We start from the raw sequence: 25,997 nt of genomic DNA, 5'->3' as shown, positions 1-25,997 counted from the left end.
CTAGCCGAAGAAGTTCCGTACGTGCTCCAGACCCGCGACCAGGGCGTCGACCTCGGCCGGGGTGGAGTACAGATAGAACGACGCCCGCGTGGTCGCAGGAATTCCGTACCGCAGGCAGACCGGCCGCGCGCAGTGGTGGCCGACTCGGACCGCGATGCCCTCTTCGTCGAGGACCTGGCCCACGTCGTGCGGGTGGATGTCGCCGAGCGTGAAGGAGATCGCCGCGCCGCGGTCCTCGGCCGTGGTGGGGCCGATGATCCGCAGGTCCGGGACCTCCTGGAGGCGCCGGACGGCGTACTCGGTGATCGCGTGCTCGTGGCGCGCGATGTTCTCCATGCCGATCGCCGAGAGGTAGTCCACGGCCGCGCCGAGGCCGACGGCCTGGGCGATCGGGGGCGTACCCGCCTCGAACTTGTGCGGAGCCGGCGCGTACGTCGAGGAGTGCATCGAGACGGTCTCGATCATCTCGCCGCCGCCGAGGAAGGGAGGCAGGTCCTCCAGGAGCTCCTGCCGTCCCCACAGCACGCCGATGCCCGTCGGACCGCACATCTTGTGGCCGGTGAAGGCCACGAAGTCGGCCTGGAGCGCCTGCACGTCCAGGACCATGTGCGGGGCCGCCTGGGAGGCGTCGATGCAGACCAGCGCACCGACCTCCTGCGCACGCCGGATGATCGTCTCGACCGGGTTGATCGTGCCCAGCAGGTTCGAGACCAGCGTGAACGAGACGATCTTGGTCTTCTCGGTGATGACCTCTTCGATGTTCGAGAGGTCGAGACGGCCGTCGTCGGTGAGGCCGAACCACTTCAGCTTCGCGCCCGTGCGCTGCGAGAGCAGCTGCCACGGCACGATGTTGGAGTGGTGCTCCATCTCCGTGATGGCGATCTCGGTCTCGTGGTCCACGCGGTAGGGCTCGTCGGCCCAGCCCAGCATGTTGGCCACGAGGTTGAGCGACTCCGAGGCGTTCTTGGTGAAGATCACCTCGTCGCGGCTCGGCGCGTTGATGAAGGCCGCGACCTTGTCACGGGCGCCTTCGTACAGCGCCGTCGCCTCCTCGGCGACCGTGTAGACGCCGCGGTGGACGTTGGCGTTGTGACGCTCGTAGTACGTGTTGAGCGCGTCGAGGACCTGCCGCGGCTTCTGCGAAGTCGCCGCGGAGTCGAGGTACACGATCTTCTTGCCGTCGTGGACCACGCGATCCAGGAGCGGGAAGTCCTTGCGGATCGCCTCGGTGTCGAGGAGGCCGGAGAGCCCCTGATGGGCAGAAGTCACGCGGATGCGCCACCCTTCGTGCTGTAAGCCTCGTAGCCCTCGTTCTCCAGCTTGTCGGCCAGCTCGGCGCCGCCGGACTCGACGATGCGGCCCTCGGAGAAGACGTGGACGAAGTCGGGCTTGATGTAGCGCAGGATGCGCGTGTAGTGCGTGATCAGCAGGGTGCCGACCTCGCCGGTCTCGCGGACGCGGTTGACGCCCTCGGAGACCTGGCGCAGCGCGTCGACGTCGAGGCCGGAGTCGGTCTCGTCGAGGATCGCGATCTTCGGCTTGAGGAGCTCCAGCTGGAGGATCTCGTGGCGCTTCTTCTCACCGCCGGAGAAGCCCTCGTTGACGTTGCGCTCGGCGAAGGCCGGGTCCATCTGGAGCTGCTCCATCGCGGACTTGACCTCCTTCACCCAGGTGCGCAGCTTGGGCGCCTCGCCGCGGATCGCGGTGGCGGAGGTGCGCAGGAAGTTGGAGACCGAGACGCCGGGGACCTCGACCGGGTACTGCATGGCGAGGAAGACGCCGGCACGGGCGCGCTCGTCGACCGACATCTCCAGGACGTCCTCACCGTCGAGGGTGACGGTGCCGCCGGTGATCGTGTACTTCGGGTGGCCGGCGAGGGAGTACGCGAGGGTCGACTTGCCGGAGCCGTTGGGGCCCATGACGGCGTGGGTCTCGCCCTGCTTGATGGTCAGGTCGACGCCCTTGAGGATCTCGCGGGGGCCGTTCTCCGCCTCGACGGAGACGTGCAGGTCGTGGATTTCAAGCGTAGCCATGGGTGACTCAGGACTCCTGGGTGACGGAGACGAGCACATCGTCCCCTTCGATCTTTACGGGGTATACGGGGACGGGGCGCGTCGCGGGAAGGCCGGAGGGCTTGCCGGTGCGGAGGTCGAAGCTGGAGCCGTGCAGCCAGCACTCGATGGCACAGTCCTCGACCTCGCCCTCCGAGAGGGAGACGTTCGCGTGCGAGCAGATGTCGTTGATCGCGAACACCTCGCCCTCGGTGTGCACGACCGACACCGGCGTGCCGTCGACCTCGACCCGCTTCGGGGTGTCGGCCTCCAGCTCGCTCAGCGCGCAGACTCGGACGAAGGCCATCAGACGGAGGCCTCCAGCTCGGCCTCGATCTTGGCGATGAGGCGCTCCTCGACGTCCGGCAGACCGATCTGCTGGACGAGCTCCGCGAAGAAGCCGCGGACGACGAGGCGACGGGCCTCGGACTGCGGGATACCGCGGGACATCAGGTAGAAGAGCTGCTCGTCGTCGAAGCGACCGGTGGCCGAGGCGTGACCGGCGCCGGCGATCTCGCCGGTCTCGATCTCCAGGTTCGGTACGGAGTCGACCCGGGCGCCGTCCGTGAGGACCAGGTTCCGGTTGAGCTCGTACGTGTCCGTTCCCTCGGCGGCGGCCCGGATGAGCACGTCGCCGATCCAGACGGCGTGCGCGTCCTGGCCCTGCAGCGCGCCCTTGTAGGCCACGTTGGACTTGCAGTGCGGGGTGTTGTGGTCGACCAGGAGGCGGTGCTCCTGGTGCTGGCCGGCGTCGGTGAAGTACAGACCGAACAGCTCGGCCTCGCCGCCGGGCGCCGCGTACCGCACCCGCGGGTGGATGCGGACGACGTCGCCGCCGAAGGTGACGATGACGGACTTGAAGGAGGCGTCACGGCCGACCAGCGCGTTGTGCTGGGCGACGTGGACGGCCTTCTCGTCCCAGTCCTGGACGGAGACGACGGTCAGCTTGGCGCCGTCGCCCAGGACGTAGTCGACGTTGGCCGCGAGGACCGCGTCGCCGGAGTGGTCGAGGACCACGACGGCCTCGGCGAAGGCGCCGAGCTCGATGACCTGGTGGCCGAAGGCGACGCCGCCCTCACCGTGCACGGTGATGCGGATCGGCGCGTCGAGGACGGCCTCCTTGGCGACGGTGACGACCGAGGCCTTCTCGAAGGAGGAGTACGCCTGGGCGGCGACCCGGTCGACGGGCGTGCCGGCCTTGCCGAGGCGCTCGTCCTCGCGGCCGACGGTCTCCACGGTGACGCCCTCGGGGGCCTCGATCTCGACCTTGACGCCCTCGCCGGAGGCGACGGCGGTGCCGTCGTGAAGTCCGCGGAGGCGGGCGAGCGGGGTGAACCGCCACTCCTCCTCGCGGCCGTGCGGGACGGGGAAGTCCGCGACGTCGAAGGACGGGGGCGCGCTCATGCGCGTGGCGACGGTGGACTCGGCGGCCACCGCGATCGAGCCGGCGGTGGTGGAGCCCGCCGGGATGTTCTGAGCCTCAGCCATGGCTGTCGTGTTGCTCTCTTCCTGCGTACGTGGAAATCGGTCGCTGCGTGGGGTGGGGCGGGGTGGGGGCTTAGCCCACCGAGCCCTCCATCTGCAGCTCGATCAGCCGGTTGAGCTCCAGGGCGTACTCCATCGGGAGTTCCTTGGCGATGGGCTCGACGAAGCCGCGGACGATCATCGCCATGGCCTCGAACTCGGTGAGGCCGCGGCTCATCAGGTAGAAGAGCTGGTCCTCGGAGACCTTGGAGACGGTGGCCTCGTGGCCCATGGAGACGTCGTCCTCGCGCACGTCCACGTAGGGGTACGTGTCCGAGCGGGAGATCGTGTCGACGAGCAGCGCGTCGCAGAGCACGTTGGACTTGGCGCCCGGCGCACCCTCGCCGATCTCGATGAGACCGCGGTAGGAGGTGCGGCCGCCGCCTCGCGCCACCGACTTGGAGACGATGTTGGAGGAGGTGTTCGGGGCCATGTGGACCATCTTGGCGCCGGCGTCCTGGTGCTGGCCCTCGCCCGCGAAGGCGATGGAGAGGGTCTCGCCCTTGGCGTGCTCGCCCATCAGGTAGACGGCCGGGTACTTCATGGTGACCTTGGAGCCGATGTTGCCGTCGACCCACTCCATGGTGGCGCCCTCGTAGGCGACGGCGCGCTTGGTCACCAGGTTGTAGACGTTGTTCGACCAGTTCTGGATGGTCGTGTAGCGGCAGCGGCCGCCCTTCTTCACGATGATCTCGACGACGGCGCTGTGCAGCGAGTCCGAGGAGTAGATCGGGGCGGTGCAGCCCTCGACGTAGTGGACGTAGGCGTCCTCGTCGACGATGATCAGCGTCCGCTCGAACTGGCCCATGTTCTCCGTGTTGATCCGGAAGTAGGCCTGGAGCGGGATCTCGACGTGCACGCCCTTCGGCACGTAGATGAACGATCCGCCGGACCAGACGGCGGTGTTCAGGGAGGCGAACTTGTTGTCGCCGACCGGGATGATGGTGCCGAAGTACTCCCTGAAGAGTTCCTCGTGCTCCTTCAGCGCGGTGTCGGTGTCGACGAAGATGACGCCCTGCTCCTCCAGGTCCTCGCGGATCTGGTGGTAGACGACCTCGGACTCGTACTGGGCGGCGACACCGGCGACGAGGCGCTGCTTCTCCGCCTCGGGGATGCCGAGCTTGTCGTACGTGTTCTTGATGTCCTCCGGCAGGTCCTCCCAGGACTCGGCCTGCTTCTCGGTGGACCGCACGAAGTACTTGATGTTGTCGAAGTCGATGCCGGAGAGGTCGGAGCCCCAGGTCGGCATGGGCTTCTTGTCGAAGAGCCGCAGACCCTTGAGACGCAGCTTCAGCATCCACTCGGGCTCGTTCTTCTTCGAGGAGATGTCGCGGACGACGTCCTCGTTCAGACCGCGCTTGGCGGTGGCGCCGGCGGTGTCGGAGTCGGCCCAGCCGTACTCGTACCGACCCAGGCCCTCGAGCTCGGGGTGGCTGATCTCGGTGGTCATGCGGGGTTCCTCCCGGCCGTACTGACGGATGCTGATTCGGTGGTCTGTGGGGCGCTGTGCGGGATGAACGTGGTGCAGACGCCGTCACCATGCGCGATGGTGGCCAGACGCTGGACGTGCGTTCCCAGGAGGCGGGAGAAGAACTCCGTCTCCGCCTCGCACAGCTGTGGGTACTGCTCGGCGACGTGGGCGACCGGGCAGTGGTGCTGGCAGAGCTGCTCGCCGACCGGCGCGTTCCGCGCAGTGGCAGCGTACCCGTCCGCGGTCAGGGCCTTGGCGAGCGCCTCGGTCCGCTGCGTGGGGTCGACCGCCTCGACGGCCTGGCGGTACGTGTCCGCCTGGGCCTCGATCCGGTCACGGGCGAAGGCCGCCACGGCCGCCTCTCCTCCGGCGTTGCGCTCGATCCACCGGAGCGCCTCGACGGCGAGGGAGTCGTAGGACTGGTCGAAGGCGTCCCGGCCGCAGTCGGTGAGCGCGAAGATCTTCGCGGGGCGCCCCCGGGCGCGGGTGCCGTAGACGCGCTGCTCGCGGGCTTCGACGACGTTCTCGGCGACCAGCGAGTCGAGGTGACGGCGGACGGCGGCCTGGGTGAGGCGGAGCCGTCCGGCCAGGTCGGCGACGGTCGACGGCCCGTGGTCCAGGATCGACCGCGCGACCCGGTTGCGCGTCGAACGCTCTCGGGTCGCGAGTTCCTCCACCGGAGCCGCGCCAACGTTTTTCACAACGCCATTGTTGCGTAATTAATCTCGGACTGACAAGCGACCCCGGGAGCGGCGACGGTGCCGTGCATCACTCAGGTAAGGCTTACCTGACCTGCGGAAACGATCATTCGTAGGACGAATCAGGGGCGGGATCCGGCCGTCCGGCGAAGCCGTACCCGCAGGCCACAAGGGCTCCGCCGCCCCCCGAGCCGCCCGGAACGATCAAGAGCGAGGGCGTGTCCCAGGGACCCGGGACCCGCGCCGGGAGGACCTTCGGCCCCTCTCTAGACTTCCCGTCATGCGAAACGAGTCCGTCGGGTCGGTCGTCCAGGTACGTGGCCTGGTCAAGCGGTACGGCAGAAAGACCGCCGTCGACGGCCTCGACCTCGACGTACGGGCCGGCACCGTCACCGCCGTCCTCGGCCCCAACGGAGCCGGCAAGACCACCACCATCGAGACCTGCGAGGGCTACCGCAGGCCCGACGACGGCACCGTACGCGTCCTCGGCCTCGACCCGGTCGCCGACGCCGCCGCCCTGCGGCCCCGGATCGGCGTCATGCTCCAGTCCGGCGGCGTCTACTCCGGCGCCCGCGCCGACGAGATGCTCCGCCACATGGCGAAGCTCCACGCCCACCCCCTGGACGTGGACGCCCTCATCGAGCGGCTCGGCCTCGGCTCCTGCGGCCGCACCACCTACCGGCGCCTCTCCGGCGGCCAGCAGCAGCGTCTCGCGCTCGCCATGGCCGTCGTCGGCCGCCCCGAGCTCGTCTTCCTCGACGAGCCGACCGCCGGACTCGACCCACAGGCCCGCCGCGCCACCTGGGACCTCGTGCGCGAGCTGCGCGCCGACGGCGTGACCGTGGTCCTCACCACCCACTTCATGCAGGAGGCCGAGGAGCTCGCCGACGACGTCGCCATCGTCGACGCCGGCCGGGTCGCCGCCCAGGGCAGCCCCGAGCAGCTGTGCCGGGGCGGCGCCGAGAACACCCTCCGGTTCACCGGCCGCCCCGGACTCGACCTGGGCTCGCTGCTCAAGGCGCTGCCGGACGGCACGGCCGCGGCGGAGCCGCTCCCTGGCACGTACCGGATCACCGGCACCGTCGACCCGCAGCTGCTCGCCACGGTCACCAGCTGGTGCGCCCAGCACGGCGTCATGCCCGACGGCATCTCCGTCGAGCGCCACACCCTCGAAGACGTCTTCCTGGAACTCACGGGCAAGGAACTGCGGTCATGAGCACAGGCACCTACGCACCGAAGCCCGGCGCCGCGCCCGTCGGGCGGATGATCGCGGCCCAGACGGCCCTGGAGACGCGGATGCTGCTCCGCAACGGCGAGCAGCTCCTCCTCACGGTGATCATCCCCTCGCTGCTGCTCGTCCTCTTCTCCACCGTCGACATCATCGACACGGGTACGGACAAGGCCGTCGACTTCCTCGCCCCCGGCATCCTCGCCCTCGCCGTCCTGTCGACCGCGTTCACCGGCCAGGCCATCGCGACCGGTTTCGAGCGGCGGTACGGGGTGCTCAAGCGGCTCGGCGCCTCGCCGCTCCCCCGCTGGGCGCTGATGACCGCCAAGACGCTCGCCGTCCTGGTCACCGAGGTCCTCCAGATCGCCCTCCTGACGGCGATCGCCCTGGGCCTCGGCTGGTCCCCGCACGGCAACCCGCTGTCCGTGCTGCTCCTCCTGGTGCTCGGCACGGCCGCCTTCTCCGGCCTCGGCCTGCTGATGGCCGGCACCCTGAAGGCGGAGGCCACCCTGGCCGCCGCCAACCTGGTCTTCCTGCTGCTCCTGGTGGGCGGCGGGGTCATCGTCCCGCTGGAGAAGTTCCCGGACGCGGCCCGCTCGGTCCTGGAGCTGCTCCCGATCTCGGCCCTCTCCGACGGGCTGCGCGCGGTCCTCCAGGACGGCGCGGCGCTGCCCTGGGGCGACGCGCTGACCCTCGCGGTCTGGGCCGTCCTCGGGCTCGGCGCGGCGGCGAAGTTCTTCCGCTGGGAGTAGTGGAGGGGTCCCAGAGGGTGACGTTTCCCGACAAGGCACCCCTCGTGAAAGCGTGCACAAGCCCCCGCCTACGATAGGGCGCGTGCTGACCCCCCTCGCCTCCATCGCCAGGCGCTGGACCCCGTCCCCCAGGACGCTCCGGCGCGCCGCGCTCTCCGCCGTCGTGATGAGCGTCCTCATCATCGTCACGGGTGGCGCGGTCCGGCTGACCGGTTCCGGTCTCGGCTGCGACACCTGGCCGAAGTGCACCGACGACAGCCTGATCGTGACGCCCGAGCAGGGCTATCGCGGCGTGATCGAGTTCGGCAACCGGATGCTGACCTACGTCCTGTCGGCCGCGGTCGGCTGGGCGATCATCGCCGCCCGGTCCACCAAGCCGTGGCGGCGCGGGCTGACCCGGCTCGCCTGGGCCCAGTTCTGGATCGTGATGAGCAACGCCGTCATCGGCGGCATCACTGTGTGGATGGGCCTCAACCCGTGGACGGTCGCCGGCCACTTCCTCGCCGCGAACGCGCTGCTCACCGTCGCCGTCATCACCTGGCACCGCACCGGCGAGGGCGACACCGCCGCCCGCCCGCGCGTGCCGCGCCCGGTCCGCAAGCTGGGCTGGGCGATCACGATCACCTCGGGCCTGCTGATCGCGCTCGGTACGACGGTGACCGGCGCCGGCAAGCACGCCGGTGACAGCAGCGACGTGCCGCGCATGCCCTGGGACTGGACGAACGCCGCCCACCTCCACGCCATCGCCGCCTGGGTCGTCTGCGCGCTCGCGCTCGCGATGTGGCTGGTCCTGCGCGTGGTGGACGCCCCGCTCGACACCCGGGCCCGCGCCCGCGACCTGCTGATCGTGCTGCTCGCGCAGGGCGCCATCGGCTACGTCCAGTACTTCACCGGGGTCCCCGAGCTCCTGGTCGCCGCCCACATGCTCGGCTCCTCGCTGATGTGGATCGCGGTCCTGCGCCTGGCCCTGAGCCTCCGCGAGCGCCCGGTCCCCACCGCCGACATCCCGGCCCAGGCCGACTCCCAGCTCGCGACCGCCTGAGACGCCCCGGACCACGTCCACGACCGTCCGGATCCGCCCGGACCCCCGCGAGAGCCGGGGGTCCGGGCGGCCCGTCTATACGGACACCGGCGCGCGCAGCAGCGCCTCGGGCAGGTACCCGGAGCGGACGCCCGGCTCCCAGCCGTGCGCCAGGTGCGCGAGCGCGGCCAGCGCGACGGCGCCCACCGGCAGCAGGGTCCTCGGCTCGGGATCGGCCCCGACGCCCGCGCGGTGCTCCACGAGCCGTTCCACCAGCGCCTGCTCGAAGGCCTCGCGGTCGTCGTCGAGCAGCACGCGCAGCAACCGCTGGTCGGGGCCGAGCGCACCGGCGGCGTCGAGGGCCCGCGCCGCGCCCGCGCGCTCCTCGGCGTCGGGCCGCCGCACCGGGACGGCCCCGGGTACGGCGCCGGGGTACCGCCCTCTCTCGACGGTCAGGTACGCGCAGAGGGCGTCCATCTCGGCGAGGTCCGCCGGCTCCGAGACCGAGTCGAGCGCCGAGTAGGGCACCCCCTCGCGGATCGCGGGGGCGTAGTCCTCCCGGAGCAGCGGGCCGATCACCCGCCGCCGCTCCCAGGCCAGTCCGCTGACCAGGCACAGCGCGAAGGCGTCGATCCAGGTGCGCGCCGTGGGCGCCCGGTGCCCCGGGTCCAGGGACTCGATGTAGAGCTGGTCGTCGCTGGAGAGCGTCCGGTCGACGAGGGGCAGCGGCACGTCCCAGTCGCCTTCGGGGAAGCAACCGACGCCCAGCACGCCGAGGGCGCACTCGGCGGCGGTGAGCAGCGCCGTCCGCGAGGAGTCGGCGGCGAGTGCCGGGTCCTCGACGGTGCGGGCCCCGACGTGGTCGAGGAGTTCGTCGCGGGCCTCCCCGAGACGCACGAGCGACATCCCATGGCCGTACCGGAGGTCGTGCCAGCGGTCGAAGGTCCGGCCCCAGACGTCCTCCAGCGCCCGCGCGATCCGCGCCCCGTCGACCTGGCGTCCTGTCACTTCTCGCATGGCTTCCGCTCCCCGTCACCCGTTCGATCGTGCCCGGGAACGCTACCAACGCGCACCGACAGCGGGTCCGGTCAGCCGGTAGACCCGTCGTGCGTTGTCCGCCGCGATCATCGCGGCGACCCGCTGGGCGTCCCTACGGGACCAGGCGCCGTCCATGACCCACTCGCCGAGCACCCGGGCGAGGGCGTTCCGGAAGACGCTCGCGGCGACCACGTGCAGCTCGGGCAGTCCTTGGGCGCCGCTGGAGAACAGCAGCTTGCCGAACGGCGCCCGCTCCAGGACCTCGGCGAGGACGGCCGCCGCCCGGGCCCCGGTGTGGGCGAGGACGGGGCCCAGGTCCGCGTAGACATGCGGGTGCGCGCCGGTGAGGTGCGCGGCGGCGCGGTGGTACGGGTAGGAGTGCAGCAGCACCAGGTCGGCGCCGAGCCCCGCGGTGGCGGCGGCGAAACCGGCCACCGAGGCCGGGTCCCGGTCCCCGGTGTGCAGCTGGAGGGGTCGCCCTGCGGTGACCGCGATCCAGAGCAGATGGCGCAGCAGGACGGGGTCGGTGAGCCGGCCGCCCGCCGGGCGTCCGGCGAGCCAGCGCCCCGCGGCGCCGCGGACCTCGCCGGGTCCCGGGGGTTCGGGCGCGTCCGTGAGTCCTTGGCGTACGCCCGTCACGGAGGCGAAGGCCACGGCGTGGACGGCGGCCCCGTGGACGGCCTCCGCGAGGTTGGCGAGGAAGGCCTCGACGGTGCCGGAGGTGTCGGCGACCTGTTCGGCGAGGGGTTCGAGGCGGACGATCTCATGGGCCTCGGCGGCCCCCGCGGCGCCGAGTTCGGCGGGCCCCGTGAGGTCGCCCGGGAGCCCCGTGTCGACGAGGTACGTGGCGATCCCGGAGGCCCGCAGCAGGCGGCGGCCCGCCTCGGCGACGCCCAGTTCGCGGCGGCGCGCGAGATACCGGGCGGGCGGGCAGTGCGGTTCCAGACCGAGGAGCGGCGGGCACCAGCGGCGCACGGCGAAACCGGTCTGGGTGTCGAAGAAGGTGGTGCCGGCGGCGGGCAGCGTGGTGCTCCCGCCGAGCTGGGCGCCGAGGTGGGCCTCGAAGGTGCCGAGGCCGAGCTCCTTACGGAGTACCCCGTGGCAGTACTGGTCCACCAGGCTCGGCGTGTCGATCATCTCGGGGGGCTCCCTGTGTGGCCGTGTCGCGTCTCCACACGTCCTAACGGGTGAGCCCCGCGCGAAGTTGTTGCCTCAGCTGTTGGAGGGGCCGCCGATCTGGATACCGGCCATCCGGGTCCACTCGTACGGACCGGTGGCGACCTTGGCGGCGAACTCGCCGTCGAACTCCTCGTGGAGGGTGAGGTCGGCCTTCTCGGCGGCCTGCCGAGCGATCTCGTAGGTCGGCGCGACGAGGTCGCCCCAGCCGCCGTCCGTGCCGACGAGGACGATCCGGGTGCCCGCCTGGCCGATGTGCGCGAGGTGCCCCTCGGAGCCGCCGTGCTCCTTGGAGAAGGCCTTGATCTCCTTGGCGAGCTTGGCCGCCTTGCGCTCTGCCTGCTTCGTTTCTGCCATGAAAAAGATGCTACCGAGGGGTAGATCTACTGGCGACGGCCGGGTCACGTGGCCTATCCCACGTGACCCGGCCGTCTGCCGGTCGAATCATCTGAGCGCTAGCGGAGGAAGGGGTCCACCGCGACCGCCACGAAGAGCAGCGAGACATAGGTGATGGACCAGTGGAAAAGGCGCATCTCCTTGAGCTTCGCGCCGGTCGCGCCCGCCTTGGCGCGGTTGAGCAGCCCGTGCGCCTCCCAGAGCCACCAGCCGCCGGTGAGCAGGGCGACCGACAGGTAGAACCAGCCGGTGTAGCCGAGCGGCGTGAGCAGCAGCGAGACGGCGACCATCACCCAGCTGTACGCGACGATCTGCTTGGCGACGACCTTGTTGGAAGCCAGGACCGGGAGCATCGGCACGCCGGCGCGGGCGTAGTCGTCCTTCACCTTCATCGACAGCGGCCAGTAGTGCGGCGGCGTCCAGAAGAAGATGACGGCGAAGAGGATGATCGCCGCCCAGGACATCGAGTTCGTGACCGCCGACCAGCCGATGAGGACCGGCAGGCAGCCGGCGATCCCGCCCCAGACGATGTTCTGCGCGGTGCGGCGCTTCAGGATCATCGTGTAGACCACGACGTAGAAGAGGAGCGCGCCGAGCGAGAGTGCGGCGGAGAGCCAGTTGACGAGCAGGCCGAACCAGAGCGTGGAGACCACGGCGAGGGTGAGGCCGAAGACCAGGCCCTCGCGCGGCGTCAGGACGCCGGTGACCAGCGGACGCTGGGAGGTGCGGTCCATCAGCGCGTCGATGTCGCGGTCGATGTACATGTTCAGCGCGTTGGCGCCGCCCGCGGACAGGTAGCCGCCGAAGCAGGTGGCGAGCACCAGCCACAGGTCGGGCACGCCCTGCTCGGCGAGGAACATCACCGGAACGGTGGTGATGAGCAGCAGTTCGATGATCCGCGGCTTGGTCAGTGCCACATATGCCTTGACGCGGGCCCCGAATGGCCGATGGCCCCCCGGGCTGGGAGTCAAGACGACCCCTGCGGGTCGGGACTCGACGGCCGTCACGCACACCCCTGACAGAGAAATTCCCAGCAAGCTTCCCGGATGAAGACGGGGTAAAGCTTGCGCGTACCACGCCACTGTAGACGTTGCCCAGACGCCGATCTTCGCGGGGGTGGGGTCGTGTTGAGGGGGTGTGTCCCAAGGCGTGGACACGCTTCGGGAGGCGAACTCACACGGGCGGCGGCAGTCTTGCTCTGTCCGCTCATTTGAGGGGCATGCACACGAAAAGAGGGGCGTTCCGGCGGGGGTAGGCTCGACAACGCCGGTACACCCTCAGTCACCGGCTTAAGACATGTGGAGAGGAGCCCTGACCCAGGGTGAGCACTAAGCCGACCACCACAGACCTCGAGTGGACCGAGTTGGACCAGCGGGCCGTCGACACCGCCCGCATCCTGGCCGCGGACGCCGTACAGAAGGTCGGCAACGGCCATCCCGGTACGGCGATGAGCCTGGCGCCCGCCGCGTACACCCTCTTCCAGAAGGTGATGCGGCACGACCCGGCCGACCCCGAGTGGGTCGGGCGCGACCGGTTCGTCCTCTCCGCGGGACACTCGTCCCTGACCCTCTACACCCAGCTGTACCTGGGTGGCTTCGGTCTTGAGCTGGACGACCTGAAGGCGTTCCGTACCTGGGGTTCGAAGACCCCCGGGCACCCGGAGTACGGTCACACCGCCGCGGTCGAGACCACCACGGGCCCGCTGGGCCAGGGTGTCGCCAACGCCGTGGGCATGGCGATGGCCGCCCGCTTCGAGCGCGGTCTGTTCGACCCGGAGGCCGCCACCGGCGCCTCCCCGTTCGACCACCGGATCTACGCGATCGCCGGTGACGGCTGCCTGCAGGAGGGCATCTCCGCGGAGGCGTCCTCGCTCGCCGGCCACCAGAAGCTCGGCAACCTGATCCTGCTGTGGGACGACAACCACATCTCGATCGAGGGCGACACCGAGACGGCCGTGTCCGAGGACACGATGAAGCGGTACGAGGCGTACGGCTGGCACGTCCAGCGCGTCGAGCCGCAGGCCAACGGCGACCTGGACCCGGCCGCGCTGTACACGGCGATCAAGGCCGCCGAGGCCGAGACCGAGCGTCCGTCGTTCATCGCGATGCGCTCGATCATCGCCTGGCCCGCCCCGAACGCGCAGAACACCGAGGCCGCGCACGGCTCGGCGCTCGGCGACGCGGAGATCGCGGCCACCAAGCGCGTCCTCGGCTTCGACCCGGAGCAGACCTTCGAGGTCACCGACGAGGTCATCGCGCACACCCGCTCGCTCGGCGACCGCGGCCGTGAGGCCCGCGCCGCGTGGGAGAAGTCGCTCGCCGAGTGGCGTACGGCCAACCCGGAGCGCGCGGCCGAGTTCGACCGCATCCAGGCGAACGAGCTGCCGGCCGGCTGGGCCGAGAAGCTCCCGGTCTTCGAGCCGGGCAAGGGTGTCGCCACCCGTGCCGCCTCGGGCCAGGTCCTCAAGGCGCTCGGCGCGGTCATCCCGGAGCTGTGGGGCGGCTCGGCCGACCTCGCCGGCTCCAACAACACGACGATCGACAAGGACTCGTCGTTCCTGCCCGAGGGCAACCCGCTGCCGGAGGCCGACAAGTACGGCCGCACGATCCACTTCGGCATCCGCGAGCACTCCATGGCCGCGGAGATGAACGGCATCGCGCTGCACGGCAACACGCGCATCTACGGCGGCACCTTCCTGGTGTTCTCCGACTACATGCGCAACGCCGTGCGTCTGTCCGCGCTGATGCACCTGCCCGTCACGTACGTCTGGACCCACGACTCGATCGGTCTGGGCGAGGACGGCCCGACGCACCAGCCGGTGGAGCACCTGGCCTCGCTGCGCGCGATCCCGGGACTGAACGTGGTCCGTCCGGCGGACGCCAACGAGACGGCGATCGCCTGGCGCGAGATCATGCAGCGTCACACGAAGGTGTTCGGCAAGGGCGCCCCACACGGTCTGGCGCTGACCCGTCAGGGTGTACCGACGTACGCGCCGAACGAGGACACGGTCAAGGGCGGCTACGTGCTGTTCGAGGCCGATGGTGGCGACGCCCAGGTCGTGCTGATCGGCACGGGCTCCGAGGTGCACCTGGCCGTCGAGGCCCGTGAGCAGCTCCAGGCCGCCGGTGTCCCGACCCGGGTGGTCTCGATGCCGTCCGTCGAGTGGTTCGAGGAGCAGGACCAGGCGTACAAGGACTCCGTCCTGCCGCCGTCGGTCAAGGCCCGCGTCGCGGTCGAGGCCGGCATCGGTCTCACCTGGCACCGCTACGTCGGGGACGCCGGCCGGATCGTCTCGCTGGAGCACTTCGGTGCCTCGGCGGACGCGAAGGTCCTGTTCCGCGAGTTCGGGTTCACGCCGGAGGCGATCGTCGCCGCCGCGCGGGAATCGATCGCTGCCGCCGCGCGCTGACGCGCATACGTACGACTTAATGGAGATGGAATTCTCATGACAGACGCTCTCAAGCGCCTCTCCGACGAAGGCGTCGCGATCTGGCTGGACGACCTCTCGCGCAAGCGGATCACGTCCGGCAACCTGGCCGAGCTCATCGACCAGAGCCACGTGGTCGGTGTGACCACGAACCCGTCGATCTTCCAGAAGGCCATCTCGCACGGTGACGGTTACGAGCAGCAGCTCGCCGACCTCGCCGCCCGCAAGGTGACCGTCGACGAGGCCATCCGCATGATCACGACGGCGGACGTCCGCGACGCCGCCGACATCCTGCGGCCGGTCTTCGAGGCGACCGACGGCCAGGACGGCCGGGTCTCCATCGAGGTCGACCCCCGTCTCGCCCACGAGACGACCGCCACCATCGCCGAGGCCAAGCAGCTGGCCTGGCTGGTGGACCGTCCCAACACGCTCATCAAGATTCCGGCCACCAAGGCGGGTCTGCCGGCGATCACCGAGGTCATCGGCCTCGGCATCAGCGTCAACGTGACGCTGATCTTCTCCCTGGAGCGCTACCGCGCCGTCATGGACGCCTACCTGGCGGGTCTGGAGAAGGCCCGCGAGCGCGGCCTCGACCTCTCCAAGATCCACTCGGTGGCCTCCTTCTTCGTGTCCCGCGTGGACTCGGAGATCGACAAGCGCCTGGACGCCCTCGGCACCGACGAGGCCAAGGCGCTCAAGGGCAAGGCCGCCCTGGCGAACGCCCGTCTCGCCTACGAGGCGTACGAAGAGGTGTTCTCCGGCGAGCGCTGGACGGCCCTCGACAAGGCGCAGGCCAACAAGCAGCGTCCGCTGTGGGCCTCGACCGGCGTGAAGGACCCGGCGTACAAGGACACCCTGTACGTCGTGGACCTGGTCGCTCCCGGCACGGTCAACACCATGCCGGAGGGCACCCTGGAGGCCACCGCCGACCACGGTGTGGTCTCCGGTGACACCGTGCGCGGCACGTACGAGCAGTCGCGCGCCGAGCTGGCCGCCGTCGAGAAGCTGGGCATCGCCTACGACGATGTCGTCCAGCTCCTCGAGGACGAGGGCGTCGAGAAGTTCGAGGCGTCCTGGAACGACCTTCTCAAGTCCACCGAGGCGGAGCTCTCGCGCCTCGCACCTTCGGAGGCGTAAGCACTTTGAGCGCAGTCCACGGAGCCAACCCGCTCCGTGACGCCGCAGACCGACGGCTCCCGCGCATCGCGGGGCCGTCGGGTCTGGTGATCTTCGGCGTCACGGGCGATTTGTCCCGTAAGAAGCTGATGCCTGCCGTCTACGACCTGGCCAACCGCGGCCTGCTGCCGCCGGGCTTCTCGCTCATCGGCTTCGCCCGCCGGGAGTGGCAGGACGAGGACTTCGCGCAGGAGGTCCACGACGCCGTCGAGCAGCACTCGCGCACCCCGTTCCGCGAGGAGGTGTGGCAGCAGCTGATCCAGGGGATGCGTTTCGTCCAGGGCGACTTCGACGACGACGACGCCTTCGAGCAGCTCAAGGCCACCATCGAGGAACTGGACAAGGCGCAGGGCACCGGAGGCAACTTCGCCTTCTACCTGTCCGTGCCGCCGAAGTTCTTCCCCAAGGTCGTCCAGCAGCTCAAGAAGCACGGCCTGGCCGACCAGAAGGACGGCTCCTGGCGCCGCGCGGTCATCGAGAAGCCCTTCGGGCACGACCTGGTCTCCGCCAAGGAGCTCAACGAGGTCGTCCACGAGGTCTTCCCGCCGAACGAGGTCTTCCGGATCGACCACTACCTCGGCAAGGAGACCGTCCAGAACATCCTGGCGCTCCGCTTCGCCAACACCCTCTTCGAGCCGATCTGGAACCGGTCGTACGTCGACCACGTGCAGATCACCATGGCCGAGGACATCGGCATCGGTGGCCGCGCCGGCTACTACGACGGCATCGGCGCCGCCCGTGACGTCATCCAGAACCACCTGCTCCAGCTGCTCGCGCTGACCGCGATGGAGGAGCCCGGCTCCTTCGACGCCGACGCGCTCGCCGCCGAGAAGACCAAGGTCCTCGGCGCGGTGAAGGTGCCCAAGGACCTGGGCAAGTCCACGGTCCGCGGCCAGTACGCGGCCGGGTGGCAGGGCGGCGCGAAGGCCGTCGGCTACCTCCAGGAAGACGGCATCGACCCCCAGTCGAAGACCGACACCTACGCGGCCATCAAGCTGGAGATCGACAACCGCCGCTGGGCGGGCGTCCCCTTCTACCTGCGCACCGGCAAGCGGCTCGGCCGCCGCGTCACCGAGATCGCGGTCGTCTTCCAGCGCGCCCCGCACTCCCCCTTCGACTCCACCGCGACCGAGGAACTCGGCCGCAACGCCATCGTCATCCGGGTCCAGCCGGACGAGGGCGTGACGGTGCGGTTCGGCTCCAAGGTGCCCGGCACCCAGATGGAGATCCGGGACGTGTCGATGGACTTCGCCTACGGCGAGTCCTTCACGGAGTCCAGCCCCGAGGCGTACGAGCGGCTCCTCCTGGACGTGCTGCTCGGCGACTCGAACCTCTTCCCGCGCGTCGAGGAGGTCGAGCTGTCCTGGAAGATCCTCGACCCGATCGAGCAGTTCTGGGACAAGCACGGCAAGCCCGCGCAGTACCAGTCCGGGACCTGGGGTCCGGTCGAGGCGGACGAGATGCTCGCACGAGACGGACGGAGCTGGCGCCGGCCATGAAGACCGACCTGACGGACACCACGTCATCCAAGATCAACAAGGCGCTGGTGCTCGGGCGGCGGGCGATCGGTACGCCGGCCGTCGGCATGGTGCTCACCCTCGTCATCGTCACCGACGAGGAGAACGCCTACGACGCGCTGAAGGCTGCGAACGACGCGTCCCGCGAGCACCCCTCGCGGACCCTCGTCGTCATCAAGCGGGTCACGCGCTCCCCGCGTGACCGCTCCAAGGCACGGCTCGACGCCGAGGTCCGCCTCGGCGCCGACGCCAGCACCGGCGAGACGGTGGTCCTCCGGCTGTACGGCGAGGTCGGCGACCACGCCCAGTCGGTGGTCCTGCCGCTGCTCCTCCCGGACGCCCCCGTCGTCGTCTGGTGGCCGGTGAACGCGCCGACCGACCCGGCGAAGGACCCGCTGGGCGCGCTCGCCCAGCGCCGGGTGACCGACACGTACGCCGCCGAGCAGCCCATCCAGGAGCTGACCGCGCGCGCGGACGCGTACACCCCGGGCGACACGGACCTCGCGTGGACCCGGATCACCCCGTGGCGTTCGATGCTGGCCGCCGCGCTCGACCAGGTCGTGTGCGAGGTGACCTCCGCCGAGGTGGAGGGCGAGGAGTTCAACCCGAGCGTCGAGCTGCTCGCCATGTGGCTGGCGGAGCGGCTGAAGATCCCGGTGCGCCGCTCGACGTCGACGGGTCCCGGTCTCACCTCCGTACGGATGGAGACCAGCACCGGCCCGATCGTCCTCGACCGGCCGGACGGCTCGCTCGCGACGCTCTCCATCCAGGGGCAGCCCGACCGTGCCGTCGCGCTCAAGCGGCGCGACACGGCCGAGCTGATCGCGGAGGAGCTGCGTCGGCTCGACCCGGACGACACCTACGCGACGGCACTCAAGTTCGGCCTTGAGCGGCTGGACGAGGAGGCGGCCGTGACCGCCCCCGAGGTCGTCGTGGAGACGGTCGTGGAGACCGTCGTGGAGTCGGCCGCCCCGGCCGCCAAGCCCGCCCCGAAGAAGGCCCCGGCCAAGAAGACGGCGGGCAAGTGAGTACGCCTCAGCTGGTCGTCCATCGTGACAAGGCGCTGATGGCCGAGGCGGCCGCCGCCCGGCTGATCACGAAGATCGTGGACGCCCAGGCCGCCCGTGGCTCCGCCTCGGTGGTGCTCACCGGCGGACGCAACGGCAACGGGCTGCTCGCGGCGCTCGGTGCGGCGCCCGCGCGGGACGCGATCGACTGGTCGCGGCTCGACCTGTGGTGGGGGGACGAGCGCTTCCTGCCCGACGGCGACCCCGAGCGGAACGTCACCCAGGCCCGGGAGGCGCTGCTCGACCGGGTGCCGCTCGACCCGGCACGGGTGCACGCCATGCCGGCCTCGGACGGTCCGTTCGGCAGCGATGTCGACGCCGCCGCGGCCGCGTACGCGGAGGAGCTCGCCGCCGCCGCGGGTCCCGGCGACCACGGCGGGGTGCCGACCTTCGACGTCCTGATGCTGGGCGTCGGCCCGGACACCCATGTGGCCTCGCTCTTCCCGGAGCTGCCCGCGGTCCGCGAGACCGAGCGGACGGTGGTCGGCGTGCACGGTGCGCCCAAGCCGCCGCCGGTCCGGGTCTCGCTGACCCTTCCGGCGATCCGGGCGGCGAAGGAGGTCTGGCTGCTCGCGGCCGGTGAGGACAAGGCGAAGGCGGCGGCGATCGCGCTGTCGGGCGCGGGCGAGGTGCAGGCCCCGGCGGCGGGCGCCTACGGCCGCTCGCGCACCCTGTGGCTGCTGGACGCCGCGGCGGCCTCGGAGCTGCCGCGGAGTCTGTACCCGCCGGCGTCCGCCTGATCCGACGCCGTGGAGGCCCGGTTCACCCCTCGGTGGACCGGGCCTCCCGCATGTCCCGGGTGTCCCGTGTCGGTACGGGTTCGAGGAAGGGCGTCAGCAGGTCCGGTACGGCCCCGGCGGCGAAGGCCAGGCCCTGGCTCTGTCCCGCGTCGAGGATGTCGTACGCGCCCGCTCCGGCCGCCGTGGTGGCGGTCAGCGTCAGGACGCCGGCCCGCCGCTGGAAGTACGACTGCTTGACGGTCCAGCCGATGACGCCGGAGCGCTGGAGGGCGACCGTGGCGCGCCGGACCGTACCCGAACGGGTCACCAGATAGGCGCCGCTGACGCCGTGGCCGAGACTGCGGTACGCGTCGAGGGCGAACAGCACGGCGACCGGACCGAGGACGACCGCGCAGCCGGCCGCCACGTACAGCAGGGCCGGGGTGAGGAGGAGCCCGAGGAGGGCGAGGACCGCCGCCGGCAGGAGGACGCTCGCCAGCGCCCAGCGCACCCTCCGGCTGCGGGCGGCCAGGGGGTGGGCGGCAAGGGGCGCCCCGGTGGGCGGCTCCGGCTCGCGCAGGACCTGGGCGGCGACCCGGTCGGCCACCGGCCGCTCCGCGGCCGGCAGCAGGCTCTTGAGGTCGGCGTGCTTGTCGGCCTCGTCCTTGACGAGCCCGGTGGCGACGGCGTCGACACGGGCCGCCCCGAAGGCGCGGACGCCGAGCGGCTCGACCAGCTCGATGCCGCGCAGCCTCCGCTCCTCTATGGAGACCGAGCGTGCGGTGAAGAGCCCGCGGGAGACCCGCAGGGTGCCGCCGGGCTCGCGCTCCAGCCGGTAGTTCCACCACATCTCGACCCAGAGGCCGAGGGCACCGACCGCGCCGACGACGGTGGCGAGGAGGACCAGGACGACGATCATCCACGGGATGGAGACGTCCTGGAACCGGTCCCCTATCCAGTCGATGACCTCCCCCTGGGCGCCGAACCACTCACTGACCTGCATGACCGCTCCTGCCGCCGCGCCGCCGAGGGCGGGGGCGAGGAAGGAGACGGGGGCGTAGCGGATCCAGCGCGGGTCGAGGATCGCGAGGGCGCTGTCGTCGTCCGGGTCCTCGGGGGTGACGGCGGCGCGGGCGAGCAGCTCGCGGCGCAGCCGCTCTCCTTCGGGCCGGGTGACCAGGTCGAGTTCGAGCGTGGACTCGCTGCCGCCGGTGTGCTCGCCGGTGCCGATGCGGACCTTGACGAGGCCGAGGACGCGCTGGAGCGGGTTGGCGGTGAGGTCGGCGCTGCGGATGCGCTCGCGAGCGAGCGAGCGGCGCTGGACGACGAGGAGTCCGGTGTGGAGCTCGACCCGCTCGGTACCGACGCGGTAGCGGGTGCGGCGGAGGCGGACGGTCTCGGCGACGACGTCGGCGAGCAGGGCGAGGGCGACGCCCGATGCGACCCAGGCGACGGCCTCCCACAGCGGGCGCGGCCCGGCCAGCGCGAAGGTGACGGGCAGCGCGGCGCCGACGAGGACGCCGCCGAAGAGGACGACCCGGACGAGGACGGTACGGGGATCGAGCCGCAGCCACTCCGAGCCCTGGTTCTCCTCCACGGCGGGGGCTTTGCCCGGCGCCTCGCTCATGTGGCGTCCCCGGGGGTGGCCTGGGTGATGGCGGTCAGCCGCTCGGCGAGTTCGGCGGCCAGTTCGTGGTCGAGGCCCTCGATCCGGATGGCGCCCTTGGAGGAGGCCGTGGTCACCGTGACGGTGGCGAGCCGGAAGAGCTGCTCCAGCGGACCGCGCGAGGTGTCGACGGTCTGGATCCGGGACATCGGCGCGATGCGCCACTCCTGCCAGAAGGCCCCGGTGCGGACGTAGACGGCGTCCTCGGTGACCTCCCAGCGGTGCACCCGGAACCACCAGGCGGGGAAGAACGCGGTGCAGGCGAGGCCCACGGCCGCCACGGCCGCGGCCGAGACCAGCAGCCAGAACCGGGCGGGTCCGATGAAGGCGCCGAGGACGCCGAGGACCGCCACCGGTACGGCGGTGGTGGCGAGGAGCCGGCTCCGCCACCAGGCGACGGCCCGCTCGTCCACGGCGTTCCTGGGCGGCCGCAGCCGCACCGCGTTCTCCCCCGTCATGGCTCTACCGTCCGCGCAGCGTGCGGTAGGCGGTCACGAGTCCGGCGGTGGAGCTGTCGAGGTGCTCGGCGCCCTCGCCCTCCGTCAGGACGGGCTCGATCCGCTTGGCGAGGACCTTGCCGAGTTCGACGCCCCACTGGTCGAAGGAGTCGATGTTCCAGATGGCGCCCTGGACGAAGACCTTGTGCTCGTACAGCGCGATGAGCTGGCCGAGGACGGACGGGGTCAGTTCGTCGGCGAGGATCGTCGTGGTGGGGTGGTTGCCCTGGAAGGTCTTGTGCGGGACGAGCTCCTCGGGGACGCCCTCCGCCCGTACCTCCTCGGGGGTCTTGCCGAAGGCCAGCGCCTGGGTCTGGGCGAAGAAGTTGGCCATGAGCAGGTCGTGCTGGGCGACGAGACCGGGCAGCAGGTCGTCGACCGGCCGGGCGAAGCCGATGAAGTCGGCCGGGATGACCTTGGTGCCCTGGTGGATCAACTGGTAGTACGCGTGCTGACCGTTGGTGCCCGGGGTGCCCCAGACGACGGGGCCGGTCTGCCAGTCGACCCGGTTGCCCTCGCGGTCCACCGACTTTCCGTTGGACTCCATGTCGAGCTGCTGGAGGTAGGCGGTGAACTTGGAGAGGTAGTGCGAGTACGGCAGGACGGCGTGCGACTGGGCGTCGAAGAAGGCGCCGTACCAGACACCGAGGAGGCCGAGCAGCAGCGGCGCGTTCTCCTCGGGCGGGGCGGTGCGGAAGTGCTCGTCGACGAGGTGGAAGCCGTCGAGCATCTCGCGGAAGCGCTCCGGCCCGATGGCGATCATCAGGGAGAGGCCGATGGCGGAGTCGTACGAGTAGCGGCCGCCGACCCAGTCCCAGAACTCGAACATGTTCGCGGTGTCGATACCGAACTCCTCGACCTTCTCGGCGTTGGTCGAGAGGGCGACGAAGTGCTTGGCGACGGCCGTCTGGTCGGCTCGCAGGCCGGTGAGGAGCCAGTTCCGCGCGGAGGTGGCGTTGGTGATCGTCTCGATGGTGGTGAAGGTCTTCGAGGCGACGATGAACAGCGTCTCGGCCGGGTCGAGGTCGCGGACGGCCTCGTGGAGGTCGGCGCCGTCGACGTTGGAGACGAAACGGAGCGTCAGGTCCCGCTGGGTGAAGGAGCGCAGGACCTCGTAGGCCATGGCGGGGCCGAGGTCGGAGCCGCCGATGCCGATGTTGACGATGTTCTTGATCGGCTTGCCGGTGTGCCCGGTCCACTCGCCCGCGCGGACCTTGTCGGCGAACGCGCCCATCTTGTCGAGGACGGCGTGCACGCCGGGGACGACGTTCTCCCCGTCGACCTCGATCACGGCCCCGCGGGGGGCGCGGAGCGCGGTGTGGAGGACCGCCCGGTCCTCGGTGGTGTTGATCTTCTCGCCGCGGAACATGGCGTCGCGCAGCTCGGCGACGCCGGTGACGGCGGCCAGTTCGCGCAGCAGGGTCAGCGTCTCGTCGGTGACGAGGTGCTTGGAGTAGTCCAGGTAGAGGTCGCCGACGCGCAGGGCGTAGCCGGTGCCACGCTCCCGGTCCGCGGCGAACAGGTCCCGCAGATGGGTCTCGCCCAGCTGCTCACGGTGCTTGCCGAGGGCCGCCCACTCGGGCAGCCGGTTGAGCCTGGTGCGGCCTTCGTTGTTCATCTCGGACATCGCCCACTTCTTCTCGTACTGCTTGTCTGCCCCGCTGCGTCTCCAACTTAATTGATCAGAGGGGCAAGCGACGCGACGGCGAGCGCGAACAGCGCCGCCGCGAGCAGGGCCGGTGTGAGCGGTCCCCAGCCGGCGGCCGCCGCGCCGCCGAGAAGGGCCCCGAGCGGGGCACCCGCGACGGCGAGGGTGCGGAAGGCCGCGGCGATGCGGCCGAGCATGCCTTCGGGGGCGCGCTCCTGCATGAGGGTCGTCTGCTGGACGTTCCACACCGTCCCCATGAAGCCGAACACCGCCATGGCCCCGATCGACACCCCGAGGACGGGCACCGTCCCCAGCAGGACGAGGCAGCCGGTCTGGACGGTCCCGGCGAGGACCACCGCCCGTATCCTTCCGGTCCGTTCGGCGATCCGGCGGGCGAGGAACCCGCCGGCGACACCGCCCGCCGCGAAGGCGGTGATGGTGGCCGCGTATCCCGTATCGCCCGCGTGGAGGCCGTCGGTGACCAGGACGACGAGGGTGGCGATGAGAGCGCCCATGCCGATGTTGCACAGGGTGGTGGCCGTGCAGAGCCGGCGCAGGAACCGGTCCCCGCGCAGCACGGCCAGCCCCGCGGCCATCTCCGCCCGGAGGGTGGATCCGGCGGGGCGGGGCGGCCGCTCGGGCGTCCCGGTCCGCAGGGAGGCGATGAGCAGCGCGGCCAGGACGTAGGTGACGGCGTCGGCGGCGTACGGTGCGGCGGGCCCGGCGAGGAGCAGGGCGGGCACCAGGGGCGCGGCGAGGAGTCCGCCCGCGAGCTGCTGACCGGTCATCAGGCGGGCGTTGGCCCCGGCCAGGGTCTCGGTGGGCACGAGGGCGGGGAGCAGCGCGGTGGCGGCGTTGTCGAAGAGGGTCTGCAGGGTCGTCAGGGCGAAGGCGAGGACGAGCAGCAGGGCGATGCCGGCGTGTCCCAGTGCGACGGCGACGGCGAACGCGGCCACGAGCGCGCCCCGTACGAGGTCGACGGCCCACATGGCCCGCCGCTGGTCGACGCGGTCGGCGACGGCCCCGCCGAGCAGCCCGAAGAGCAGCCAGGGCAGAAAGCCGCAGGCGGTGACGGAGGCGATGAGGAGGGGGTCGTCGGTGAGCGAGGCGGCGAGCAGGGGCATCGCGGCGGTGCGCAGCGAGTCACCGAACCGGGAGACGACGGCGGCGGTCCACAGCCTCCCGAAGCCACCCCGCCAGGCGGGTACGGCTTTGCCGCCCGCTGTCGCCGTCATCGCCATGGCGCACGCCCCCGTTCGGCCTCCGGATCCGAAGATCCCTTCTCGACCGACGTTAACGGGCACCACTGACAACGGGCCGGTGTGCGTGCGGAGATGACGAAGGGGCCTTGCCCGCGAACTCGGTTCGCGGGCAAGGCCCCTTCGTCATACCGTCACACCGTGCTCAGATCTCGCCGCGCAGCTTGGCCAGCGCCTCGGCGAGGATCGCCTCGCCGTCCGCGTCGCTGCGCCGCTCACGCACATAGGCGAGGTGGGTTTTGTACGGCTCCGTGCGCGGCGGGTCCGGCGGGTTGTCCCGGTCCTGACCGGCCGGGAAGCCGCACCGTGGGCAGTCCCAGGTCTCCGGGATCGCCGCGTCGCTGGCGAAGCTCGGCTGCGTCTCGTGCCCGTTCGAGCACCAGAAGGAGATGCGGGCGCGCGGCGCCGATTCGCCCCGCTCGGCCTCGCCCATCGGCCCCGCTCCGACCCGGCTTCCCCGGATCGCGTTGCCACTTGCCACGGTCGTAACTCCCTGCGTGATGGTGCTCGAAGATGCCCCAGTCTACGTAAGGCCCAACGCGCGTCCAGTGTTCGGAGTTACCCGTCCAACTTCATCAGCAGACCAAGTACCACAATGCAGGCGAACCAGAGCAGACCGACCACGACGGTGATCCGGTCCAGGTTGCGCTCGGCGACCGAGGACCCACCGACGGAAGACTGCATTCCGCCACCGAACATGTCGGAGAGGCCGCCACCCTTCCCCTTGTGCATCAGCACGAGCAGCATCAGCAGCCCGCTGAAGACGATGAGGGCGATCGAGAACCCCATAACCACGGCTGGACCAACTTCCTCGGACTTATACGGACGGGGGCCGGGCACCTGCCCGACCCCCGCAAGGGTACGACGTAACTCCGCTACCGCATACTCACTGGTCGCGGAAGCGGGCGATCTTGACGAACTCGTCGGCGTCCAGCGCCGCGCCGCCCACCAGGGCGCCGTCGACGTCCGGCTGCGCCATGATCGCGGCGACGTTGCCCGACTTGACCGAGCCTCCGTACTGGATGCGGACCTTGTCGGCCAGCTCCTGCGAGTACAGCTCCGCGAGGCGGCCGCGGATCGCCCCGCAGACCTCCTGCGCGTCCTCGGGGGTGGCGACCTCGCCGGTGCCGATGGCCCACACCGGCTCGTACGCGATCACGATGGTCTCGGCCTGCTCGGCCGGGACGTCCTTCAGGCCGCCGTCGAGCTGGGCGAGGGTGTACTCGACCTGGTTGCCGGCCTTGCGGACGTCGAGGCCCTCGCCGACGCAGAGGATCGGGGTCACGCCGTGCTTGAAGGCGGCCTTCACCTTGGCGTTGCAGACCTCGTCGTCCTCGGCGTGGTACTGGCGGCGCTCGGAGTGGCCGACGGCCACGTAGGCGCACTTGAACTTGGCCAGCATCGAGCCCGAGATCTCACCGGTGTAGGCACCGGAGTCGTGCGCCGAGAGGTCCTGGGCGCCGTACTTGATCTTCAGCTTGTCGCCGTCGACCAGGGTCTGGACGGACCGCAGGTCGGTGAAGGGGACCAGGACCGCGACCTCACAGGCGTCGTAGTCCTTGTCGGTCAGGGCGAAGGCGAGCTTCTGGACGTGGGCGATGGCCTCCAGGTGGTTGAGGTTCATCTTCCAGTTTCCCGCCATCAGCGGGGTGCGGGTGCTGCTCAT

General features: G+C 70.8%; 25 protein-coding genes. 8 read left to right on the top strand and 17 right to left on the bottom strand.

The window, feature by feature from the left end; genetic code table 11:
- The 6 genes from OG259_RS31175 to OG259_RS31150 form a co-directional block, all read right to left on the bottom strand.
- A complete protein-coding gene (locus OG259_RS31175) occupies positions 1–1,269 on the bottom strand; it encodes a cysteine desulfurase (protein ID WP_187624021.1) in 1,269 nt (422 codons plus the stop codon).
- The gene (sufC, locus tag OG259_RS31170) at positions 1,266–2,033 is read right to left on the bottom strand and encodes a Fe-S cluster assembly ATPase SufC (RefSeq protein ID WP_328945280.1); all 768 of its coding nucleotides are present in this window, start codon (positions 2,031–2,033) and stop codon (positions 1,266–1,268) included. The genes OG259_RS31175 and sufC overlap by 4 nt, the downstream gene beginning before the upstream one ends.
- A gap of 7 nt (positions 2,034–2,040) precedes the next feature.
- Complete coding sequence (locus tag OG259_RS31165) at positions 2,041–2,358, bottom strand: bifunctional 3-phenylpropionate/cinnamic acid dioxygenase ferredoxin subunit (RefSeq protein WP_030322524.1); 318 nt, start codon at positions 2,356–2,358, stop codon at positions 2,041–2,043.
- Entirely contained in the window at positions 2,358–3,539 is a 1,182-nt protein-coding gene (sufD, locus tag OG259_RS31160; RefSeq protein ID WP_328945279.1) for a Fe-S cluster assembly protein SufD, read from the bottom strand. The genes OG259_RS31165 and sufD overlap by 1 nt, the downstream gene beginning before the upstream one ends.
- Before the next feature lie 70 nt (positions 3,540–3,609).
- Positions 3,610–5,025 carry a Fe-S cluster assembly protein SufB gene (sufB, locus tag OG259_RS31155; protein ID WP_030322521.1) on the bottom strand — a complete coding sequence of 472 codons (1,416 nt, stop codon included), beginning with the start codon at positions 5,023–5,025 and terminating at the stop codon, positions 3,610–3,612.
- Positions 5,022–5,747: a helix-turn-helix transcriptional regulator gene (locus tag OG259_RS31150; RefSeq protein ID WP_328945278.1), complete on the bottom strand. Its 726-nt coding sequence runs from the start codon at positions 5,745–5,747 to the stop codon at positions 5,022–5,024. The genes sufB and OG259_RS31150 overlap by 4 nt, the downstream gene beginning before the upstream one ends.
- Positions 5,748–6,024: 277 nt before the next feature.
- On the opposite strand from OG259_RS31150, the gene OG259_RS31145 reads away from it, so the two are divergent.
- Genes OG259_RS31145 through OG259_RS31135 form a run of 3 tightly spaced genes read left to right on the top strand, consistent with a single transcriptional unit; the run spans position 6,025 to position 8,766 of the window.
- Positions 6,025–6,960 carry an ABC transporter ATP-binding protein gene (locus OG259_RS31145; RefSeq protein WP_328945277.1) on the top strand — a complete coding sequence of 312 codons (936 nt, stop codon included), beginning with the start codon at positions 6,025–6,027 and terminating at the stop codon, positions 6,958–6,960.
- On the top strand, positions 6,957–7,724 hold the full coding sequence (locus tag OG259_RS31140) for an ABC transporter permease (RefSeq protein ID WP_328945276.1): 768 nt from the start codon (positions 6,957–6,959) through the stop codon (positions 7,722–7,724). The genes OG259_RS31145 and OG259_RS31140 overlap by 4 nt, the downstream gene beginning before the upstream one ends.
- Positions 7,725–7,776: 52 nt before the next feature.
- Positions 7,777–8,766, top strand: coding sequence for a COX15/CtaA family protein (locus tag OG259_RS31135; RefSeq protein WP_443052049.1), 990 nt, complete (start codon positions 7,777–7,779; stop codon positions 8,764–8,766).
- 75 nt (positions 8,767–8,841) lie between these two features.
- Here the strand turns inward: OG259_RS31135 and OG259_RS31130 are convergent, their stop codons facing one another.
- The 4 genes from OG259_RS31130 to OG259_RS31115 form a co-directional block, all read right to left on the bottom strand.
- Positions 8,842–9,762: an immunity 49 family protein gene (locus OG259_RS31130; RefSeq protein ID WP_328945275.1), complete on the bottom strand. Its 921-nt coding sequence runs from the start codon at positions 9,760–9,762 to the stop codon at positions 8,842–8,844.
- A 42-nt stretch (positions 9,763–9,804) separates the two neighbouring features.
- Positions 9,805–10,920, bottom strand: coding sequence for an amidohydrolase family protein (locus OG259_RS31125; protein WP_328945274.1), 1,116 nt, complete (start codon positions 10,918–10,920; stop codon positions 9,805–9,807).
- Positions 10,921–10,995: 75 nt separating this feature from the next.
- Positions 10,996–11,316, bottom strand: coding sequence for a hypothetical protein (locus OG259_RS31120; RefSeq protein ID WP_328945273.1), 321 nt, complete (start codon positions 11,314–11,316; stop codon positions 10,996–10,998).
- Between the two features lie 98 nt (positions 11,317–11,414).
- Positions 11,415–12,362, bottom strand: coding sequence for a heme o synthase (locus OG259_RS31115; protein ID WP_328945272.1), 948 nt, complete (start codon positions 12,360–12,362; stop codon positions 11,415–11,417).
- 314 nt (positions 12,363–12,676) lie between these two features.
- Here OG259_RS31115 and tkt point away from each other — a divergent pair, with 314 nt between their 5' ends.
- The 5 genes from tkt to pgl are packed head-to-tail and all read left to right on the top strand — an operon-like array spanning position 12,677 to position 19,282.
- Positions 12,677–14,764: a transketolase gene (gene tkt, locus OG259_RS31110; protein ID WP_328945271.1), complete on the top strand. Its 2,088-nt coding sequence runs from the start codon at positions 12,677–12,679 to the stop codon at positions 14,762–14,764.
- A 36-nt stretch (positions 14,765–14,800) separates the two neighbouring features.
- Positions 14,801–15,919 carry a transaldolase gene (tal, locus tag OG259_RS31105; protein ID WP_328945270.1) on the top strand — a complete coding sequence of 373 codons (1,119 nt, stop codon included), beginning with the start codon at positions 14,801–14,803 and terminating at the stop codon, positions 15,917–15,919.
- Positions 15,920–15,924: 5 nt separating this feature from the next.
- Positions 15,925–17,457 (top strand): glucose-6-phosphate dehydrogenase, encoded by a 1,533-nt coding sequence (gene zwf, locus OG259_RS31100; protein WP_266890569.1) that lies wholly within the window; start codon positions 15,925–15,927, stop codon positions 17,455–17,457.
- Positions 17,454–18,503, top strand: a complete 1,050-nt coding sequence (opcA, locus tag OG259_RS31095; protein WP_328945269.1) for a glucose-6-phosphate dehydrogenase assembly protein OpcA — start codon at positions 17,454–17,456, stop codon at positions 18,501–18,503. Before zwf ends, opcA begins: the two co-directional genes overlap by 4 nt.
- Complete coding sequence (gene pgl / locus OG259_RS31090) at positions 18,500–19,282, top strand: 6-phosphogluconolactonase (RefSeq protein ID WP_328945268.1); 783 nt, start codon at positions 18,500–18,502, stop codon at positions 19,280–19,282. The genes opcA and pgl overlap by 4 nt, the downstream gene beginning before the upstream one ends.
- Before the next feature lie 22 nt (positions 19,283–19,304).
- On the opposite strand, the gene OG259_RS31085 is transcribed toward pgl, so the two are convergent.
- The 7 genes from OG259_RS31085 to tpiA form a co-directional block, all read right to left on the bottom strand.
- Positions 19,305–20,888, bottom strand: a complete 1,584-nt coding sequence (locus OG259_RS31085) for a PH domain-containing protein (RefSeq protein ID WP_328945267.1) — start codon at positions 20,886–20,888, stop codon at positions 19,305–19,307.
- The gene (locus OG259_RS31080; protein WP_328945266.1) at positions 20,885–21,385 is read right to left on the bottom strand and encodes a PH domain-containing protein; all 501 of its coding nucleotides are present in this window, start codon (positions 21,383–21,385) and stop codon (positions 20,885–20,887) included. Before OG259_RS31080 ends, OG259_RS31085 begins: the two co-directional genes overlap by 4 nt.
- A gap of 4 nt (positions 21,386–21,389) precedes the next feature.
- On the bottom strand, positions 21,390–23,042 hold the full coding sequence (pgi, locus tag OG259_RS31075; RefSeq protein WP_328947229.1) for a glucose-6-phosphate isomerase: 1,653 nt from the start codon (positions 23,040–23,042) through the stop codon (positions 21,390–21,392).
- A gap of 56 nt (positions 23,043–23,098) precedes the next feature.
- Complete coding sequence (locus OG259_RS31070) at positions 23,099–24,313, bottom strand: MFS transporter (RefSeq protein WP_328945265.1); 1,215 nt, start codon at positions 24,311–24,313, stop codon at positions 23,099–23,101.
- 163 nt (positions 24,314–24,476) lie between these two features.
- Complete coding sequence (locus OG259_RS31065) at positions 24,477–24,812, bottom strand: RNA polymerase-binding protein RbpA (protein WP_071891222.1); 336 nt, start codon at positions 24,810–24,812, stop codon at positions 24,477–24,479.
- 77 nt (positions 24,813–24,889) lie between these two features.
- Positions 24,890–25,120 (bottom strand): preprotein translocase subunit SecG, encoded by a 231-nt coding sequence (gene secG, locus OG259_RS31060; RefSeq protein WP_017238647.1) that lies wholly within the window; start codon positions 25,118–25,120, stop codon positions 24,890–24,892.
- Between the two features lie 97 nt (positions 25,121–25,217).
- Positions 25,218–25,997 carry a triose-phosphate isomerase gene (gene tpiA, locus OG259_RS31055; protein ID WP_328945264.1) on the bottom strand — a complete coding sequence of 260 codons (780 nt, stop codon included), beginning with the start codon at positions 25,995–25,997 and terminating at the stop codon, positions 25,218–25,220.

Source organism: Streptomyces sp. NBC_00250 (assembly GCF_036192275.1).
Lineage (GTDB): Bacteria > Actinomycetota > Actinomycetes > Streptomycetales > Streptomycetaceae > Streptomyces.
Note: the sequence above shows the minus strand (reverse complement) of the source record. Positions and strands in the feature narration are given on the sequence as shown.

Bases quoted from the DNA above. Each gene is read 5' to 3' on its own strand.
- OG259_RS31085 (WP_328945267.1), bottom strand. From the start codon at position 20,888: ATGAGCGAGGCGCCGGGCAAAGCCCCCGCCGTGGAGGAGAACCAGGGC.
- OG259_RS31130 (WP_328945275.1), bottom strand. From the start codon at position 9,762: ATGCGAGAAGTGACAGGACGCCAGGTCGACGGGGCGCGGATCGCGCGG.
- OG259_RS31120 (WP_328945273.1), bottom strand. From the start codon at position 11,316: ATGGCAGAAACGAAGCAGGCAGAGCGCAAGGCGGCCAAGCTCGCCAAG.
- tpiA (WP_328945264.1), bottom strand. From the start codon at position 25,997: ATGAGCAGCACCCGCACCCCGCTGATGGCGGGAAACTGGAAGATGAAC.
- OG259_RS31080 (WP_328945266.1), bottom strand. From the start codon at position 21,385: ATGACGGGGGAGAACGCGGTGCGGCTGCGGCCGCCCAGGAACGCCGTG.
- OG259_RS31165 (WP_030322524.1), bottom strand. From the start codon at position 2,358: ATGGCCTTCGTCCGAGTCTGCGCGCTGAGCGAGCTGGAGGCCGACACC.
- OG259_RS31145 (WP_328945277.1), top strand. From the start codon at position 6,025: ATGCGAAACGAGTCCGTCGGGTCGGTCGTCCAGGTACGTGGCCTGGTC.
- OG259_RS31070 (WP_328945265.1), bottom strand. From the start codon at position 24,313: ATGGCGATGACGGCGACAGCGGGCGGCAAAGCCGTACCCGCCTGGCGG.
- tal (WP_328945270.1), top strand. From the start codon at position 14,801: ATGACAGACGCTCTCAAGCGCCTCTCCGACGAAGGCGTCGCGATCTGG.
- pgi (WP_328947229.1), bottom strand. From the start codon at position 23,042: ATGAACAACGAAGGCCGCACCAGGCTCAACCGGCTGCCCGAGTGGGCG.
- OG259_RS31125 (WP_328945274.1), bottom strand. From the start codon at position 10,920: ATGATCGACACGCCGAGCCTGGTGGACCAGTACTGCCACGGGGTACTC.
- sufB (WP_030322521.1), bottom strand. From the start codon at position 5,025: ATGACCACCGAGATCAGCCACCCCGAGCTCGAGGGCCTGGGTCGGTAC.
- secG (WP_017238647.1), bottom strand. From the start codon at position 25,120: ATGGGGTTCTCGATCGCCCTCATCGTCTTCAGCGGGCTGCTGATGCTG.
- opcA (WP_328945269.1), top strand. From the start codon at position 17,454: ATGAAGACCGACCTGACGGACACCACGTCATCCAAGATCAACAAGGCG.
- sufC (WP_328945280.1), bottom strand. From the start codon at position 2,033: ATGGCTACGCTTGAAATCCACGACCTGCACGTCTCCGTCGAGGCGGAG.
- OG259_RS31140 (WP_328945276.1), top strand. From the start codon at position 6,957: ATGAGCACAGGCACCTACGCACCGAAGCCCGGCGCCGCGCCCGTCGGG.
- sufD (WP_328945279.1), bottom strand. From the start codon at position 3,539: ATGGCTGAGGCTCAGAACATCCCGGCGGGCTCCACCACCGCCGGCTCG.